Here is an 18,101-nt window from a genome sequence, read left to right on the forward strand (position 1 = left end):
GTTAAAAAATTAATATGTTAAAGTGACACCTGCGCCCCAGCCCAGTTCGTTATCATAATTTCCCGAAAGAGACAGCCATTTTTGAACGATATATCTAACTCCGGTTGAAAACTCGCCGTCTGAATTGACAGAGAAATTTCCTCTCAGTCTTCTGGAAAGTGGTATATCTTCTCGGCTAAGTTCCAATAACACTTTTCCGTTTTGATCAACACTTGCGTCAGCAGTGATGAGCATTGGCAGCACATACTGCATACCCACCATGAATGTAAACTTATTCTTGGAGGCTTTCTGCTGCCCGAACCAGGTCTTTTTACCGTGAAAATCCGTTCCCATATCTTCTGCCATCTGTCTTTCCATGATCTCATGATTCTTTTGAACTCTGATTCCGGCATAAGGAAGCGCCCACTGGAATTTACCTAAAAAACGTCCCACTTTCGCACTTCCTTCGAAATGATCAAAGTTCCAGTTGGAATGAAACTCATTCAGGTTAGCCCATCTAGGCCCGAACATCGTCATCGTTTCTGCATGGATTCTATTGCTAGCTACATCCAGCATCGCCATAGAGCTTGTCATTTTATTATCCTGTATAAAATTTTTCCAGGCTAATTTTCTGTTGGGAAGCTGCGGATTCGGCTTTGAGTTTTCATAACTGAAGATTCTTCCCATTCCTGCCATCATATGGTATAAAATGTGACAGTGGAAAAACCAGTCTCCATCCTGATTCGCAGCAAATTCTATCGTTACGGTTTCCATTGGCATGATATCCACAACATTTTTCAGTGGAGAATATTCTCCTTTTGAATTGATCAATCTGAAATCATGACCGTGAAGGTGCATCGGGTGACGCATCATAGAATTATTATACATCTTGATTCTAAGAACCTCTCCTTTTTTGATCAGAATTTTATCTGTCTCTGTTACGGTTTTATTATCCAGTGTCCACAGATAATGATTCATATTCCCTTCCAGCGTAAATTTCATTTCACGAATGCTGTCTGAGGGAAGAATGGTTTTCTCAGGAGATTTCAAAATATTGTAAGACAGTCTTTTGATTGTTTTCTCTTCCTTCATATCCATTCCGGCATGTTGAGAATGATCCTCTTTCTGATCTTCCTTCGTCTTCACACCCATCATTTCATTGATGTGCTTCGCTGTAGTCTTTCTCTGGCTTTCGGATAATTCAGGGTACATCACTTCGTTCATATCCATCATCTGATTTCCCATCGTCATATTCATCGGTTTCATATTTCCGCTCATCTCCATCATGCCGTTCATCATTTTCATCCCTTCAAAAAGCATCAGCCTTGGAAGGTTGGGAGCTTCAACCTTTTCTCCTGAACCCAGCCAGAGAGAAGCGTGTCCTATTCTGTCTTCAGAAGTCGCTCTGAATTCAAAGCTTTTGTTTTCAGGAATGGTCACTTCAATATCATAGGTTTCCGACACTCCTACAATCAGACGGTCAACTTCTATCGGTACCACGTCATTCCCGTCATTTCCCACTACTTTTATCTTTCCTCCGCCATAATTTAACCAGAAATAGGTAGAGGAACCTCCATTGGCAACTCTCAGTCTTACTTTATCACCCGCTTTTACATTAGAATAATCTGAACTTGGTGCGCCATTGATTAAGAATTTATCGTAATAAACATCACTTACATCCATGGCTTCCATTCTTTTCCATTCATTCAGTACTTTTGTCCCAAAATTTCCGGATTTGATGGCTTCCCAGTAACTCTGTACGGCATTTTTCTTTACCGCATACCAGTCTGTATTGGCCATATGAAGCCTTCTTGCAATCTGCATCGGATCATCATCACTCCAATCTCCAAGTAATACCGGAATTTCAGCATTGTATGTTGTTTTTGGCTCACCTTCTCTTTTTTTAAATACCAGAATACCGTTCATCCCAATCTGTTCCTGAAGGGCTTCATGCGAATGATACCAGTACGTTCCGTTCTGAGAAATTCTGAATTTGTATAAATGAGTTTCCCCAGGTTTTACAGGTTTTGTGGTAAGGTATGGAACACCATCATGTTCATTGGGAAGAATCACGCCGTGCCAATGCAGCCCTGTATTTTCCTTAAGCATATTGTGCAGGTAGATCTCTGCAGTATCTCCTTCTGTAAAATATAAAGTCGGAGCCTGAAGTTTACCATTGATTGCAATTGCTCTTCTGTTTTTTCCTGTAAAATTGACAATCGTATCTTTTACATAGAGATCGTAACGAACTGTTTTTCCTCCAAAAGTAATCTTTCCATTTTCTGAATTACGTTTTAAAACAGTTTTTTCTTCTTTAGGATTTTCAGTCTGTGTATGGGAATGAGCTTCTTTTTCTACCAGTTCCATCCCGCATTTCGGACATTTTCCCGGTTTGTCTGAAACTATTTCAGGATGCATCGGGCAGGTATACGTAGTTTGAGCCTGTTTCTGAGCTTTAGATTCCGATTGATTTAAATCCTGAGTTTTAGCCGGCAATACAATCTTTGTCTGAGATTTAGCATCATTAACCTTTTTAGCTTCTGCTTTTTTCTCAACCTTTCTCTTATTTATTTTTGTTTCTGCAGGTTTTGCTTTAGCCTCTGTTTTAGGGGTAGGCTTTACTTCCGGTTTTGCTGCTACTTTGGGTTTTATAACCACTGTTTTTTTCACGAGAGTCATTCCGCATTTCGGGCAGTCTCCGGGTTTTGATGACACCACTTCCGGGTGCATGGGACAGGTATAATACGTTTTTGTAGTTTGTGCGAAAGTAAACACAGAGAATAAAAGCATCAGAAACATTATCAGTTTTTTCATAATATTTCGAACTTTTTAGAAGCTGCATGGATTAAAGTTAATTCTAATTTAAGCCATGCAACTTATTGTTTTTAACAATAATACAACAATTAGTTAATTTCTGACTTTACGCTACCACAAGAAAGCATAGATTTCCCATAGTATGGGTTAACGATCTGTTTTTCATCGCTTAGCCAGCTTCCGTCTGCCATTGGGCAATATTGAACGTAGACTGGTTTTTCAGAAAGTTTGAACTCTTTGGTCAAAGCAATCATATTGTCGGAAAGATTGAAAAAAGTTTCTCTTTGTGCGGCAACTGTTCTTGCTTCAGAAATGGCAGAGGCATCTTTTCTGAGAATATTAAGGTTTCCTTCAGAAACAACTTTATAGTCGATGGCTGAAGCTGTTTTAATGAATTCTGTTGCTGCTTTTGAAGTTGTATCAGCATCATCTGAAGCTAAAGCTGATTTAATGGCGATATAGTTCTGATACAGCTTAGTAACCTGAGCATCCTTTTTAGATTGTGCTGATAATGAAATGATTGAAAATAAAGATAAGGCTGCTGTGATGATATATTTTTTCATTGTTTTAAATTTTAGAATTAATTTTTTAATAAAGAATAAAGGGTAACGCATCAGTACTGCGTCAGAACATGTCGTCTGTAACGGTATATAACTCATTATACCGGAGACGACTGACGGATTCTAAATTCTAAAATTACAATGATTGATGTAGATAGGGACCGGCCGGAATTCAGGCGGCGCATTAATCTGGATCTGGGTAAATTTCGTAGCTGAAAAAGACTTGTCAACAACTGGAAACTGATGTTTCACCGGAATTTCTGAAACTGCACTTAAGAAATCCACATTCAGATAATCTGATTTCTGTGAATCGTCTACTTTTACGATTTTAATCTCTGTTTTGCAGCATCCCTTTTTATCTTTAACGCCGCATTTTCCACAGATGTCATCTACTTTCTGGCTTACGGAAACAAATTCTTTCATGCAATAATGAATGCTAAATGCCGCTCCGGAAGAAAAGCCGAAGTAGAAAATAGAAAACAATATGGCAAGAATCTTTTTCATTGGTAAGACAAAGTTAAAAATATCTGTGATACCGTTGTTATAAAATTTGGTAATGTTGTTATAAAATTCGGGTAAATAAAAAAGCTTCCAAAAAAATTTGAAAGCTTTTATTTTACATATTTTCTGACAGATTAAGATAAAATCAACCTCAACCTTTTTGTTTTTACAGTTTAAATTCCAGTTTTACATTAAAGAAACGCCCTGTAAGACGTACCGGAACAGGATACATATAATTGCTGTTATAATCTGTGATCCATTGGTTCGCAACCGTATTGTTAATGTTAAATGCGTTGAAAACCTGAACGCCTAATGTCAGCTCTTCAAAATTACCCCAGAAACCAGATCTCTTATTTTTTTCTTTTGGATCAATAAATACCTTTGTCAATCCTAAGTCTACCCTTTTATAGGAAGGAAGGGTCTGCTGATAATTATAAGCTGAGCCAAAATCCGGCTGTCCGTTACTGTTGAATAGTACAGGAGCTCCTGTAGGTAATCCCATAGCGTACACGAGGGTAAGGTTCACACGCATAGACGGAAAACTTGGCATATAATCCTGATAGAACATAGCAAATCTCAACCTTTGATCTGTAGGTCTTGGAATATCTCCTCTTCCATCAATATTTTCATACACTCTGGCATAACTTGCAGACAACCATGAATCCACACCCGGAACAAATTCTCCGAATAGTCTGGTATCGATACCATACGCATATCCTTTTGAATTATTTTGCCCGGAATAACGAATCCTTACATTATCCATATAATAAGGAATCAGGTTATCCATTTTCTTATAATAAAGTTCCGTTGTCAGTTTGAATGGTCTGTCATACATCTGGAACTCATAATCATTGGCAAGAATGACCTGGATAGAACGCTGCGATTTTATATTAGAGTTAAAATTACCATCTAAATCTTTAATTTCTTTATAGAAAGGAGCCTGATAGTAGATTCCCCCTGAAATTTTGAACAACATATCGCTGTCCCAATCCGGTTTGATCGCAAACTGGGCTCTTGGTGAAAATATGGTTTCTTTATTGAAACTCCAGTTGGCAACACGTACTCCGGCATTCACAAACACTTTACTGGCACCCCAGTAGAACTTCTGTGAATACTGTGCATATGCTGAAAGTCTTGTAGGCTCAATATTATTTTGCCCGGCAATATAATAAGCAAGCTTAAGATCTCCTGTGGTTCCGGTTCTCGGATCAATAATTTCAGGTCTTGGCAGGCTGTATCCGGCAGAATCTACCAACTTCCATTCATTGGTAAGATCTTTCAGGTTTTCTTTTTCATATTTGAAACCTACTTCAAAATCTGTATTGACATTGGGTGAAAATTTAGCTCTGAATTGTGTTCCGTAGGTTCTTACAAACAAGTCGTTTCTTGCATGTTCTATCTGCCCTCCAACATCAAAAGACGTTACAGGCTGCTGTGTCACAGGATCAAAAGTTTGCAGCTCGTATGCTGACTGTATCGTGTAATATTCTCTTTCTCTGTTCTGATAAGCAAAGGCATCCAGGGTAAGCTTCCACTTATCTGCCGGCTTATAGTTCATAGAGAATGTTCCCATCATATTTTTATACTGGTCATTTTCCTGGCCTCCATAGCCGATATTTACGGTAATAGGCTGCTGAAGACTTCCGAAAGTAACACTTTTTGCCCTTGGGATCATCTCATAATCATTCTTGGAATAATATCCGATGAATGACATGGAGAATTTGTCACTGACATGATAATTGAGATAAGACTGGAAATCCCAATATGTTGGATTAAAATCGGTATCTTCTTTTAAGGTATTAAGAACAAGATTAGTATTTCTGTATCTTCCGGAAAATAAGGCGGTAAATTTTTTATTTTTGGAAGCCAAACCAGTTGTCAGCCTTCCTCCAATTAAACTGGCCTCACCTGAAACTTCAAATTTTTCAGGCTCTCGGTAATAGATATTTAAAGCGGAAGACATTTTATCACCATATTTGGCTTCAAATCCTCCTGCAGAGAAATTCACTGCGGAAACCATATCCGGGTTAATGATACTCATCCCTTCCTGCTGAGAATTTCTGATCAGGAAAGGTCTGTAGATTTCAATATCATTAATGTAGATAAGGTTTTCATCATAGTTTCCACCACGAACCATATATTGTGAGGACAGCTCTGTGTTGGAGTTTACGGAAGGTAATGTTTTAAGCAATCCTTCAATTCCTCCATTAATCGAAGCTACTGATTTCGCTTCTTTCGCTGAAATTCTTACATTGGTAAGGTCATTGGTTCTTCCTGTTGCTTTTTTCTGGAAGACAACTTCCTCTATATCGGTTACTTTAGTAGTCGCTGTATCTTTTTTCCTTTGTTGGGAGAAAAACAATACAGGGACCATAAGGCTTAGCGGTAAAACTAGTTTTTTCAAAAGAAATGTTTTAGAATTTCTAAAATTAATGTTTTTTTAACAATTACAAAATCGATTCTCTAATTCTTGTCAATTTTTGTAACAAATCTTCTAATAAATCTAATCTTAACATGTTGGCACCGTCAGATAATGCGGTTTCCGGTGTAGGATGTGTTTCGATGAAAATTCCGTCTGCTCCCACTGCAATTCCTGCTTTGGCAACCGTTTCAATAAGATCCGGTCTTCCGCCTGTAACGCCTGAACTTTGGTTAGGCTGTTGCAGAGAGTGTGTAACGTCCAGAATCACAGGGGCGTATTCTCTCATGGTAGGAATGCCTCTGTAATCCACGATAAGATCCGTATATCCGAAAGAATTTCCTCTTTCAATAATCGCTACTTTCTGGTTATCGGAATCTGTAATTTTCTGAACGGCAAACTTCATCGCCTCCGGAGAAAGGAACTGACCTTTCTTAAGGGTAACACATTTTCCTGTTTTAGCTGCAGCCACCAATAAATCAGTCTGGCGCACCAGGAATGCAGGAATCTGTAAAACATCCACATACTGTGCTGCTAATACTGCATGTTCATTCTCATGAATATCTGTTGTGGTAGGAATATTGAATGTCTCTCCCACTTTTTTAAGAATTTCCAGAGATTTCTCTTCACCAATCGTCGTGAAAGAATCTACACGGCTTCTGTTTGCTTTTTTGAAACTTCCTTTGAAAATATAGGGAATATTGTATTTGTCTGTAATACTGATTACTTTTTCAGCAATTCTTAATGCCATATCTTCCCCTTCAATAATACAAGGTCCGGCAATAAGGAAAAAGTTTTTTGAATCTTTGTGCGAAATATTATCTAAATACTGAATCATTTTGTTGTAATTAAAAAGTTCAGTAAAAATACTGAGAAAGTTTCACAAATGGAAATTATTTGATTGCTTTAACAGGCTGTGGTTGCAATCGTTTTTGGCTTTTGGATTTCTGATTATTTATTGATCGATGCTTCGACAGGCTCAGCATGACAGCTCTCATACTAACTGTTAATCGGCACTGGATAATTGATAAGTGATAGATGCTTCGACAAGCTCAGCATGACAACCCTAATACTTACTGTTAATTGGCACCGGATAAGTGATAGATGCTTCGACAGGCTCAGCATGACAGCTCTGATACTAGCTGTTTTATTACTGTGAAGAATTATAATACAAAGTATAAACCATCAATGTACAAGCACCTACGTCGAAGCCATATTATTTTAACGTTATTTTTTAGCGGTGTCATGCTGAGCCTGTCGAAGCATTGCGATAATTATTTAGAATTTTTTAAAATTTTCTCATGCCTGTTCACCTTCCTGCTGGTAAACTAATCTTTAAGACTTTTTTTGCCCAGTACTTTTCCAAAGGTAGAATCTATGTAGATCAGCAAAATCTGTGGGAAACTCTACTATAACTTATAAGACAGGTTTTGGCTGAAGCCCGTTCCTATTGAATTTCCAATAAATGTTATAATATAACTGGATAAGCTATATCCGAAGGGTAATTCGTGTATTTTAATTCATCTTTTTCAAAATCTTTTCAAATGTATTCACATTCCTGCTGGTAAACTGATCTTTAAGGCTCTTTTTACCTAATACTTTCCCGAAGGTAGAATCTAAGGTATTTCCTTTCGGAACCTGCCAGTAAAATATATCATTAACGATTGCAGCCTTTTCATTTTCTACCTGAGTGGCTTTCTGAAACTCCTCCATCAAAACCTTTTCCACTCCGGGAATTCCGACAAACCCATAAATATGAAGCTCGTCTTTTTTTCCAAAAGGAATACTGTTCCAGAAAACCTCAGTTTCTTTCTGAGATTTCACAAACAAAAAAGCTTCATAAGAAAAATGTTGCGACATCGCTTTTTCCAGAATAGTTTTTAATTCTGTCGTATTTTTATCTGACGAAAAAACAATATTTCCGGAAGCCAGTATGGAACTTACCTCCTTCATTCCTGCATCTTTAAAAACCTGGCAGACTTCCGCCATTTTCATATTGGTTCCTTTTACGTTGACGCCACGGAGAAAAGCACAGTATTTCATTTTTTCAGGTATTAGGTTTGTTTTGAGTTTGAGGGTTTGAGAGTATTAGAGTGAAAGAGTTATTTTAAACTGTTTCACTAAAATATTTCAATCTTTTAATCAACTCTAATGTACAAATTATAGTCTGTTCCGGAAGGTTTCAGATGGTAAATTTTTTCCAGAATCTTATTATCACTATTCAGATGATCTTTCACACGGAATTCCTTCAGAAGCTTATAATGAGTTTTATAGTATTCTGAATTGGCATTATTCCCTTCATAAAGGTTTTTATAGGAAAGAAGATATTTCGGTTTTCTTGTTTTTACAGTATTAATCCAGTAATTTGTTTTATCTTTTTTAATTTCCTCCTGAATCTGTTTATCAACCAATCCAACCTCATCAATCGTTTTTAATCCTGAGAAATAAGGAACATAACCTGCCGGCTCCAATAAAATCCATTGGTTTTTATCTTTTTCATATTGATTTAAAAAGGTACCAATCGTTCTGCGGTAGTTCCACTCTCCGTTTCCTGTTGCAATACAGTGAACAGTCTGGAAAACAAACATCGGAAAAATGTAGAATACAATTAATAATGAAAGCCATAGGTTTTTCTTCTCTTTCTGTTCCAGTACGAAAATAAGAACAGGAACAAAAAGTAAAAGCTGCGGCACCCAGTAATACCAGTCGAATAAACTTTTTTGAGAAATGAAAATGATTTGTTTTGCCCAGCCGAAAAGAAAAATCATCCACAAAAAATAGTTTCTTTTTTCTCTTTGTCTGATCAGATAAATAAAACAAAGCAATTCAAAAATCAAAATTACGATAGTCAGCGGATTGAAATCTCCCGGAACTTTCAGCATTCCCCAGAAATTCCCAAAGCTTTTAAAGAAATATCCGATATGCTGCTGGATCGTAAAATTTTCACTGTAAAGCAATTTTTTTGCGGTAATGGTATTGTTCACCAGTTCTCCAAAGTAAAACCAGTTGAAAGCAACGGTTGATAAGACTCCAAAAGCTCCTCCAAAAATATAATTCCATCTTATTTTTCTGTTCCAGAACAGATCCACAAGAAATACAATTCCAAGGAATATGACGGTATCAATTCTGGTAAACATGATTAAAACGGGAAAGAGTGTCACAACCCATTTTTTCCCTTTGTTAAATCCGTAGTACAACAATGCCATCTCCAGAAAAAACAGAATTCCATATTCCATACCAAGGATTGAAATTTTAATGGCTGGCGGTAAAATACCGATCAGAAATATAAAGATTGCCTTATGCCATGGATTTTTTAAAACCAGATTAGACAGCCATAAAGTTCCTATGGTAAACAGTATGGAATTAAAAATCAAAAGAGGCTCAATAAAATTTTCTTTTCCAAAAACAAGATTGAAAATATAGGATACAAAAACATACAGATGTGTTGTAGATGCAGAAATTTTAGTATCTCCATTGAAGCCGATTACTCCATAATCCAATAGATTCTGGGCAACTCTCCAGGTGATAAACGCATCTTCCTGGATATAGTGCGTTAATAAAAAAAGAAGTTTAAAAAGAACCGTAGCAATGACGGCATACATTGGGAATTTGTTATTTTGTGTTTCGGACATTATGTATTTTTACTTTCACAAATATAATCTTAAAATTCAGGATTCCCAATAATAAAAAAACGGAACCGAAGTTCCGTTTTAAAGTATTTTATTTTGTTGCTTTGATAATCGCAGTCGTAATCTGATTTTCCTTTTCTTTGGAATAGGTAGAATCATAAGGCTCCATCACATCAAATAAGTACTGATAGAATGGCGTAATTTCCTGTACATTTTCAGACTCTTTCATCGCCTTATCTCTGCCCATTTCCTGAAGATCTTTGATAAATACATTGAACTTCTTGTCAATCGGTTCTATGGATTTTACCAGATAAGCATATGCTTTTTCTTTCTGTCCGATCTTTGTATAAGCATCTGTTACTGCAGAAACCACAAGAGAATATTCCATTGGTTTTGTTCTCATCTGTCTTCTCAGATAGCTTTGATCTGCTTTGGAAAGACTTAAATAATAATCATACTCTTCAAAGATTCCTTTTTTAAGCACTTCAGCAATCTGAAGACCTTTCTGTTCCTGTCCTGCAATGATGTATCCTGAAACAATTGAACTTAATGAACGGGGATCATTATATTTCTCTGCCGGAATTTCTTTGGCTGCAAGATCCAGAATTTCCAATGCTTTAGCTTTCTGTCCGCTTAATGCAAGGGCTGCTGCCGCTCTGCTCGCTGACATTCTATAGCTGATGATATTGGAAGTAGCCGTTTCATCAAAGTGAGCATTTAAGTTTTTGAAGTTCCCCCATCTGAAGTTTTTCACTACATTATAAAGAGAATTGGCATCTACTCGTCCCATATCTCCATCAGCGCTCGGAGGCGTCTGGATAGGAATTAATCGGTAACTGAATCCATCAAACTGAAGATAATCGTTCAGATAGAAAATATTCTCACTGTCATAAATACCTCCTGATGAGAAGTTGATCGGACGCTTCCAGTCGAAGTTCGCTAAAAGATCCATCAAAATCAGGTTATTCTTATAAAGCGTATTTCCTTTGTAAGTAATCATGATCTGATTGGCAACATTCGGAAGATCTTCTTTGTTGATAATTCCTGCTTTTAAAGCATTTTCTTTGTTAACAGGAAGGATGAATTTGTTTACCGGAAGGATATTGTATTTTTCAAATTTCTCTTCTCCGAAGTACATTTTCAACAATTCGTCTTTTTCAGGAGATTTGAACTTAATGAATTCAATTGCTTGTTTCAACGTTAACGAATCCTGAGTAAGATATTTTCTGAACGACTGGAATTCTGTTTCCGGCGCTCCCTGTTCTTTCAACATAGAGAAAACACCTTCCCAATCTTCCTTCTTCATCATGTAGATCTGGTCGTTTACACCATCTCTATAGTCGTCATGCGTCAGCTGACTAGGGATTCCCATCGCATTGTACGTTCTTCTTTTGATTTGATCCAGATTCCATGGAGTTGAAGCAAGAGTAAAGTTAACCACCTTCACATCATCCCTGAACTGTTCTGTCTCCTGAATAGCCCAAACCGGGTAAGTATCGTTATCTCCGTAAACGAAAAGGATATCGTTTTTCGGCAATGATTTTAACACTGAATACGCATAGTCGTATGCAGTATATCTGTTGCTTCTGTCATGAACATTATAGTTCTGGAAGCCCATCATGAATGGTACTCCTAATAAAACCACTCCCAGAGCAATATTAGCCCCGTTTGATTTTATTTTAGATTGTAAGAACCAAAGAATAGCTCCGGCACCCAAACCGATCCAGATCGCAAATGCATAGAAAGAACCTACCATTGCATAATCTCTTTCTCTCGGTTCAAAAGGTTTTACCCCAGTATAGAAAACAATCCCTACACTTGTTAAAATAAATAAAGATAACAATGCATAGAATCTTCCGAAATCTCTGTTCAACTGGAAGAAGAACCCAATCAATCCTAAAATTAACGGAAGGAAGAAGAATTTAACTGTACTTTCATTCTTAAATTTAGCAGGCATTTTATCCTGATTTCCTACCACAGCATTATCAACGAAAGGAATTCCGGAAATCCAGTTTCCTTTTGTGCTTTCCATGTTTCCTTCAAGATCATTTTGTCTTCCTACGAAGTTCCACATCAGATATCTTACAAAGTAATATCCGTTCTGGAAAGTAATAAAATAATCCATATTCTGAAGAAATGAAGGCTTCTGAACATTGATCAGATTATAAGGTTTTACTTTCAGATAATCTGAAGCGGTAATTGATTTATCTTCATATTTTGCTCTCAGTTCGTCAAAGATCTGCTTTGCCTGCGGATTGTCTGCCACATCTTCATTAGAATAATTGAATGTAAAATCAGGAGCGCCATACATAGAAATATAGTTGGCCATTACATCCTTATCTTCATTAAACATTCTCGGCATTAAGCTTACCTGAGACTTGTTGAATACATAATTGAAACGGTCTCCCGTTTTTCTGTAGGTTCCGGTTTTTTCATCTTTTTCATAGATTTCCCCGGTTTTCTTTGTTTTGAAACTTCCGTCTTCGTTTTTCTCAATTCCGTTAGCATCAAGGAATGCCGTGTAGTTTTGTCCGTAAATAGTAGGCCAGTCACCATACTGCTCTCTGTTATAATAATCGAGCATACCGATTGCCGTATCCGGATCATTAAGGTTCATTGGCGGGTTGGCATTCGCTCTGATAGGAATAACCATCCAGCAGGAGAACCCTATCATCATGAAAACTACAGATAATGCAGCCGTCTGATAAATGTTTCTTTTTGCCTTTCTTGCATATTTAATTAAGAAGTAGCAGATCGCTACCATTAAAATAAACGCTGCAATGGTTCCGGAGTGGAAAGGAAGTCCAAGACCATTCACAAAGAAAATCTCAAGTCTTCCGAACATTGTCATAATTAAAGGGAAGATAATTTTGAAAACAATAATCAAAATCCCTAATGTAATAAGGTTTGCCCAGATAAAGTTTTTCCAGGTAAACTTGTAATTTCTTGCATAGTATACCAGACATACTGCAGGAATTGCCAGCATACACATCATATGTACTCCTACAGAAAGTCCTAAAACGAAGAAAATAAGAATAATCCATCTTTCACTGTCTCCCGCCTGATACTCATTCTCCCATTTGGTGATTAACCAGACCAAAAGCGCAATGAACATAGAAGCCATAGAGTAAACCTCTCCCTCTACCGCAGAGAACCAGAACGTATCTGAGAATGTAAAGCAAAGTGCTCCCACTGCTCCCGCAAATAAAATAGAGATTTCCTGATGTTTTGTAATTTCTTCAAAATCTTTGTTTAAAAGTCTTCTCACAAAATGAGTGATCGTCCAAAACAAAAATAAAATAGTCAGCGCACTGAACAATGCAGACATCGCGTTGATCACGATAGAATAGTTTTCGCCTTTCCCTAATGCAAAAATGGCTGCCACGGCACCCACTATCTGGAATAAAGCAGCTCCGGGAGCGTGCGTTACTTCAAGTTTTACTGCAGAAGAAATGTACTCGCCACAATCCCAGAAACTGAAATTGGGTTCTATGGTGGACAAGTACGTAAAGAAAGCAATAACGAAAATCACCCATCCTGAAACGGTGTTCCATTGCCTAAAAGTCCAATTTTTCATAGTATTAAATCAATTATGCGAAAATAAGGCTTTTATCTTATTTTATGCGGGTTTTAACAAAATTTAAAAATTTTGGCGCAGTATTTGCGATTATACTCGTGTCAAAACTGAAAATACTAAAATATTTTTTTACAAACTATGCCCTAGAAATCAAACAAAAGTTTAGTAATTATTTATTTTTTTGTATTTTTGCAGTCAGATTTTTATTGAAAATAACAAATAATGAGTAATGTTTACGATAATATTCTTGGCCTGATAGGACACACTCCGATGGTGAAGCTAAATACTGTGACAAAAGATATTCCAGCAACCATTTATGCCAAGTTAGAATCATATAATCCTGGACATTCCACTAAAGACCGAATCGCACTTCATATTATAGAAAACGCAGAGAAAAAAGGCCTTTTAAAAGAAGATTCTGTAGTTGTAGAAACTACTTCCGGTAATACCGGGTTTTCTATTGCGATGGTATGTATCATTAAGGGATATAAATGTATTCTTGCAGTAAGTGATAAAACAAAACCTGAAAAAATTGCTTATCTGAAAGCATTGGGAGCTACGGTATATATATGCCCGGCCAATGTACCGGCAGATGATCCAAGGTCATATTATGAAGTAGCTAAAAGAATCGCTCAGGAAACTCCTAATTCTATTTACATCAATCAATATTTTAACGAATTGAATATTGATGCACACTATCAGACAACAGGTCCCGAGATCTGGGAACAGACACAAGGTAAGATCACTCACCTTTTTGCCTGCACCGGAACGGGGGGTACGCTGTCTGGTTCTGCCAAATTTTTGAAGGAAAAAAATCCTGATATCAAGATTATTGGTGTAGATGCAGACGGTTCGATCCTTAAAAGCTATCACGAAACAGGAGAAATACATAAAGAAGATGTACATCCTTATCAGATTGAAGGAATGGGTAAAAACCTGATCCCTTCTGCCCTGCTTTTTGACAAGGTAGATGAGTTTGTAAGGGTAAATGATGAAATGTCCGCGTACAGAACCCGCGAAATTGCTTTGAAAGAAGCCATCATGGGAGGTTATACTACCGGAGCTGTAACCCAGGGATTGATGCAGTATGCCCAGTCTCATGAACTTACAGAAAATGACGTAGTTGTTTTGATTTATCCTGACCACGGTTCCAGATACATCACTAAAGTATACAGTGACAAATGGATGGCAGAACAAGGATTTGTTAACAACTGTGTTCACAACTATGACGAAGTTTTCAAAACCGAGTTTATCAAATAAGAACGAATAAAATCACGATACAAATAAATAAAGCCTTTTGCGTATTCAGACAAAAAAGGCTTTATTACTTAAAAATTACGATACAATGTTGGATATTTTTGAAAGAATAAAAGAAAATCCAGGACCACTTGGACAATTTGCAGATTATGGTGAAGGCTATTTTATTTTCCCAAGATTAGAGGGACCTATTGGCCCGAGAATGCAGTTTCAGGGGAGAGAAGTAATTTTCTGGAGTGCCAATGACTATTTAGGGCTGTGTAATCACCCTGAAGTAATAGAAGCGGATGCGAAAGCGGCTGCAGAATATGGAATGTTCTATCCAATGGGAGCAAGAGCAATGTCCGGAGAAACAGACCAGCACCTTCAGCTGGAAAGAGAACTGGCAGACTTCGTAAAAAAAGAATCAGCATACTTATTGAATTTCGGTTACCAGGGAATGGTTTCTACCATTGATGCTTTGGTAAGCAGAAATGATGTGATTGTTTATGATATGGATTCTCATGCCTGCATTGTGGATGGAGTAAGACTTCATTCCGGTAAAAGATTTACCTACAAGCATAATGATATGGCAAGTCTTGAGAAAAACCTTCAGAGAGCCACTAAGGTAGCTGAAGAAACAGGTGGAGGTATCCTTGTGATCACAGAAGGAGTTTTCGGGATGAGAGGACAACAGGGAAAAATCAAAGAGATCTGCGATCTTAAATCCAAATACCAGTTCAGACTTTTAGTAGATGATGCCCACGGTTTCGGAACTCTTGGTAAAACAGGAGCCGGTGTAGGTGAAGAGCAGGACTGTAACGATCAGATCGATGTCTATTTCTCTACATTTGCAAAATCAATGGCTGGTTTCGGAGCATTCCTTGCGGGTGACAAAGAAATCATCAGATATCTGAAATTCAACTTAAGATCACAAATCTTTGCAAAATCTCTTACGATGCCAATGGTAATCGGAGGATTAAAAAGACTGGAGCTATTGAGATCAAGACCTGAAATCAAAGCTAAACTTTGGGAGAATGTTTACAAATTACAAAACGGACTTACAGAAAGAGGATTCAATATTGGAGACACTAATACTTGTGTAACTCCGGTAATGATGCAGGGAACTCCTGTAGAGGCTACTCTATTGGTAAAAGATTTAAGAGAGAATTACGGTATTTTCACCTCTGTGGTGGTATATCCGGTCATTCCGAAGGGAATGATTCTTTTAAGACTGATTCCTACCGCTTCTCATACAGATGCAGAGATTAATGAAACTCTGGCAGCGTTTGAAGCAATTCATGATAAGTTAGTAGGTGGCTACTACAAAGATCAGGAACAAAAATTACTGCAGGAACAAGGATTAAGTTTTAAACCGATTTAATCTTAAAAAAATAAAAAAAGCCACTGATTGATTCAGTGGCTTTTTTGTTTAATAACTATAAAGCACATGAAACTTAGAGGTTACACACTGGGAATTTTGTCGGCCGTTTCCTATGGTCTGATTCCGATTTTTATTCTGCCCGTAAAGCAGGCGCATTTTTCAATGGATATTACGCTGTTTTACAGATTTTTCTTTTCAGCATTAATGGTGGGAGGATATCTGCTGTATTCAGGGGAGAGTTTTAGAATCAATAAAAAAGAGGTCTTAATCCTGGCCATCCTTGGTATCTGTTATGCCCTTTCTTCAGAGTTTCTCTTTTTGGGGTATGATTTCCTGACACCGGGGATTGCCTCTACCGTTTTATTTATTTATCCTATTATTGTCGCATTGATCATGCTTTTCTTTTATAAGGAGAGGCTTACCAGATTATCCGGAGCTTCTTTACTTCTTGCTTTCGCGGGAGTTATTGTTTTATGTTTAAAAGGAAAAGGACTGGAAATCAACTTTGCAGGGTTGGGAATTGTCATGCTCAGTTCACTGTTCTATGCTTTATATATGGTTATCGTCAACAAGTCGAATATCAAGGTTTCCGGATTCAAGCTTACATTTTATTCAATGCTTTTCACCTCACTGTTCTTTATGTCCAAAGCGGTCACAGCACATGCATCGTTTGCTATTCCTTCAACAGAGATCTTCATTAACTTCCTTATTTTTGCCTTTCTGACTACAGTGATCTCCAGTCTTTGTCTGGTATATGCTATTAAATATATCGGATCTACTCCTGTGGCTATTTTAGGAGCTTTGGAACCTGTTGTTGCTGTATTGATCAGTGTCCTGATGTTTCATGAAAAATTCACTCTGAATTTACTCATCGGGATTACTTTAATTCTTTTGGGAGTTACCCTGAATGTGATTGGAGACCAAAAGAAAATAAACCATATCTAAAATTTTTATTGACTGATATACAAAACAATACAAATACCGGACCTCTTTATGAGTCCGGTTTTTGTATGAAATGATCTAATTTTTCAGCTCAGGAAATCATCAAAAAGAAAAATATGTGAAAAAAAACATCTCTTTCTGGCGTAACACAATTTATCTGACTATATTGCATCAGTCTATTAACAGGTGTTTCCCCCACCGAATAGATAATGTATATACTTTTAAAAACCGATGAAAGAATTGCAAAAACTAACCAAAGACCAATTATACAAACAACTCAAAGAAAAATCAGAAAATCTATACAGCATTGCTCACGAAGCCCTGGAAAACAATTTTTTCAATGAAAGTGGCATCGATGAAGAAAGTCTTACTGAATTTCTCGAAATGCTGGACGATGAAACAGCAGAAAAGTTAAAGGACGCTTCCCTGTACATCAATAATGAAAATGATGCCCCTGAAATTGTTCTTATACAAAATGACAGCAATACTTCTCTGGAACTGATTACTTCCGAAGATGAAGGGTATAAAATCATTCTTATCGATGGTGATCTTCACTTATCGGAGAAACTTTTTGTGGAAGATTTTATTGTCCTTATAGTTACCGGTAATATACAGGCAGAAAATATCATCATCAACGGTTCGCTGTATTGCGCTGGAAATGTTACCTCAAAAGTATTGTTTGGTGCTTCGGGGAATGATAATGAAACCTACATAGGAGGAAGCATTATGACTTCACTTATTGCAGAAAACGGACATTACACTGTTGCTGAGAGTAATATTTATTCCAGATACTTAATCAGTTTTCACAATGAGATCACAGGCAAAACCGGAAAGTTTATTGAAAATATCAGCCTGGAAAAACCTAGTGAAATCGAATTATTAAATCCGGCAATTCTTGATGAGGACGGATATTTTGATGAAGATGCTTTTCTAAACTTTATCGATAACAATGCTACTGATGCTTTGTTTAACAAACCCGCTGATTTATTCTAAGATACCATTTTCAAGATTGGAAATAAAACAATTGTGATAAAAAGGATGTAATAAAGCAAACTATTTC

At 37.1% G+C, this 18,101-nt stretch carries 12 protein-coding genes; 4 read left to right on the plus strand and 8 right to left on the minus strand.

All coding sequences use genetic code 11. The features are described from left to right. Nucleotides 1-9: 9 nt before the first annotated feature. The 8 genes from JNG87_RS19850 to JNG87_RS19885 form a co-directional block, all read right to left on the minus strand. Nucleotides 10-2,778, minus strand: coding sequence for a multicopper oxidase domain-containing protein (locus JNG87_RS19850; protein ID WP_202844379.1), 2,769 nt, complete (start codon nt 2,776-2,778; stop codon nt 10-12). Between the two features lie 104 nt (nt 2,779-2,882). Beyond that, nucleotides 2,883-3,356: a DUF3347 domain-containing protein gene (locus tag JNG87_RS19855; protein WP_202840609.1), complete on the minus strand. Its 474-nt coding sequence runs from the start codon at nt 3,354-3,356 to the stop codon at nt 2,883-2,885. Between the two features lie 120 nt (nt 3,357-3,476). Further along, nucleotides 3,477-3,857, minus strand: coding sequence for an HYC_CC_PP family protein (locus JNG87_RS19860; protein WP_238349628.1), 381 nt, complete (start codon nt 3,855-3,857; stop codon nt 3,477-3,479). A 163-nt stretch (nt 3,858-4,020) separates the two neighbouring features. Continuing rightward, a complete protein-coding gene (locus tag JNG87_RS19865; RefSeq protein WP_202840611.1) occupies nt 4,021-6,258 on the minus strand; it encodes a TonB-dependent receptor plug domain-containing protein in 2,238 nt (745 codons plus the stop codon). Between the two features lie 43 nt (nt 6,259-6,301). Further along, nucleotides 6,302-7,111: a 3-deoxy-8-phosphooctulonate synthase gene (kdsA, locus tag JNG87_RS19870; RefSeq protein WP_202840612.1), complete on the minus strand. Its 810-nt coding sequence runs from the start codon at nt 7,109-7,111 to the stop codon at nt 6,302-6,304. Nucleotides 7,112-7,788: 677 nt separating this feature from the next. Further along, entirely contained in the window at nt 7,789-8,316 is a 528-nt protein-coding gene (locus JNG87_RS19875) for a DUF1697 domain-containing protein (protein ID WP_202840613.1), read from the minus strand. A gap of 95 nt (nt 8,317-8,411) precedes the next feature. Continuing rightward, on the minus strand, nt 8,412-9,905 hold the full coding sequence (locus tag JNG87_RS19880; protein WP_202840614.1) for a hypothetical protein: 1,494 nt from the start codon (nt 9,903-9,905) through the stop codon (nt 8,412-8,414). Between the two features lie 88 nt (nt 9,906-9,993). Continuing rightward, entirely contained in the window at nt 9,994-13,479 is a 3,486-nt protein-coding gene (locus tag JNG87_RS19885; RefSeq protein WP_202840615.1) for a DUF2723 domain-containing protein, read from the minus strand. A gap of 222 nt (nt 13,480-13,701) precedes the next feature. On the opposite strand from JNG87_RS19885, the gene JNG87_RS19890 reads away from it, so the two are divergent. The 4 genes from JNG87_RS19890 to JNG87_RS19905 all read left to right on the plus strand — a co-directional run bounded on the left by JNG87_RS19890 (nt 13,702) and on the right by JNG87_RS19905 (nt 18,034). Continuing rightward, nucleotides 13,702-14,739: a PLP-dependent cysteine synthase family protein gene (locus tag JNG87_RS19890; RefSeq protein ID WP_110010212.1), complete on the plus strand. Its 1,038-nt coding sequence runs from the start codon at nt 13,702-13,704 to the stop codon at nt 14,737-14,739. A gap of 88 nt (nt 14,740-14,827) precedes the next feature. Further along, nucleotides 14,828-16,099 carry an aminotransferase class I/II-fold pyridoxal phosphate-dependent enzyme gene (locus JNG87_RS19895; RefSeq protein WP_202844383.1) on the plus strand — a complete coding sequence of 424 codons (1,272 nt, stop codon included), beginning with the start codon at nt 14,828-14,830 and terminating at the stop codon, nt 16,097-16,099. A 66-nt stretch (nt 16,100-16,165) separates the two neighbouring features. Next, nucleotides 16,166-17,044 carry a DMT family transporter gene (locus JNG87_RS19900; protein WP_202840616.1) on the plus strand — a complete coding sequence of 293 codons (879 nt, stop codon included), beginning with the start codon at nt 16,166-16,168 and terminating at the stop codon, nt 17,042-17,044. A 228-nt stretch (nt 17,045-17,272) separates the two neighbouring features. Beyond that, nucleotides 17,273-18,034: a hypothetical protein gene (locus JNG87_RS19905; protein ID WP_202840617.1), complete on the plus strand. Its 762-nt coding sequence runs from the start codon at nt 17,273-17,275 to the stop codon at nt 18,032-18,034. Nucleotides 18,035-18,101: the final 67 nt, after the last annotated feature.

The organism is Chryseobacterium cucumeris, from assembly GCF_016775705.1.
Classification (GTDB): domain Bacteria; phylum Bacteroidota; class Bacteroidia; order Flavobacteriales; family Weeksellaceae; genus Chryseobacterium; species Chryseobacterium cupriresistens.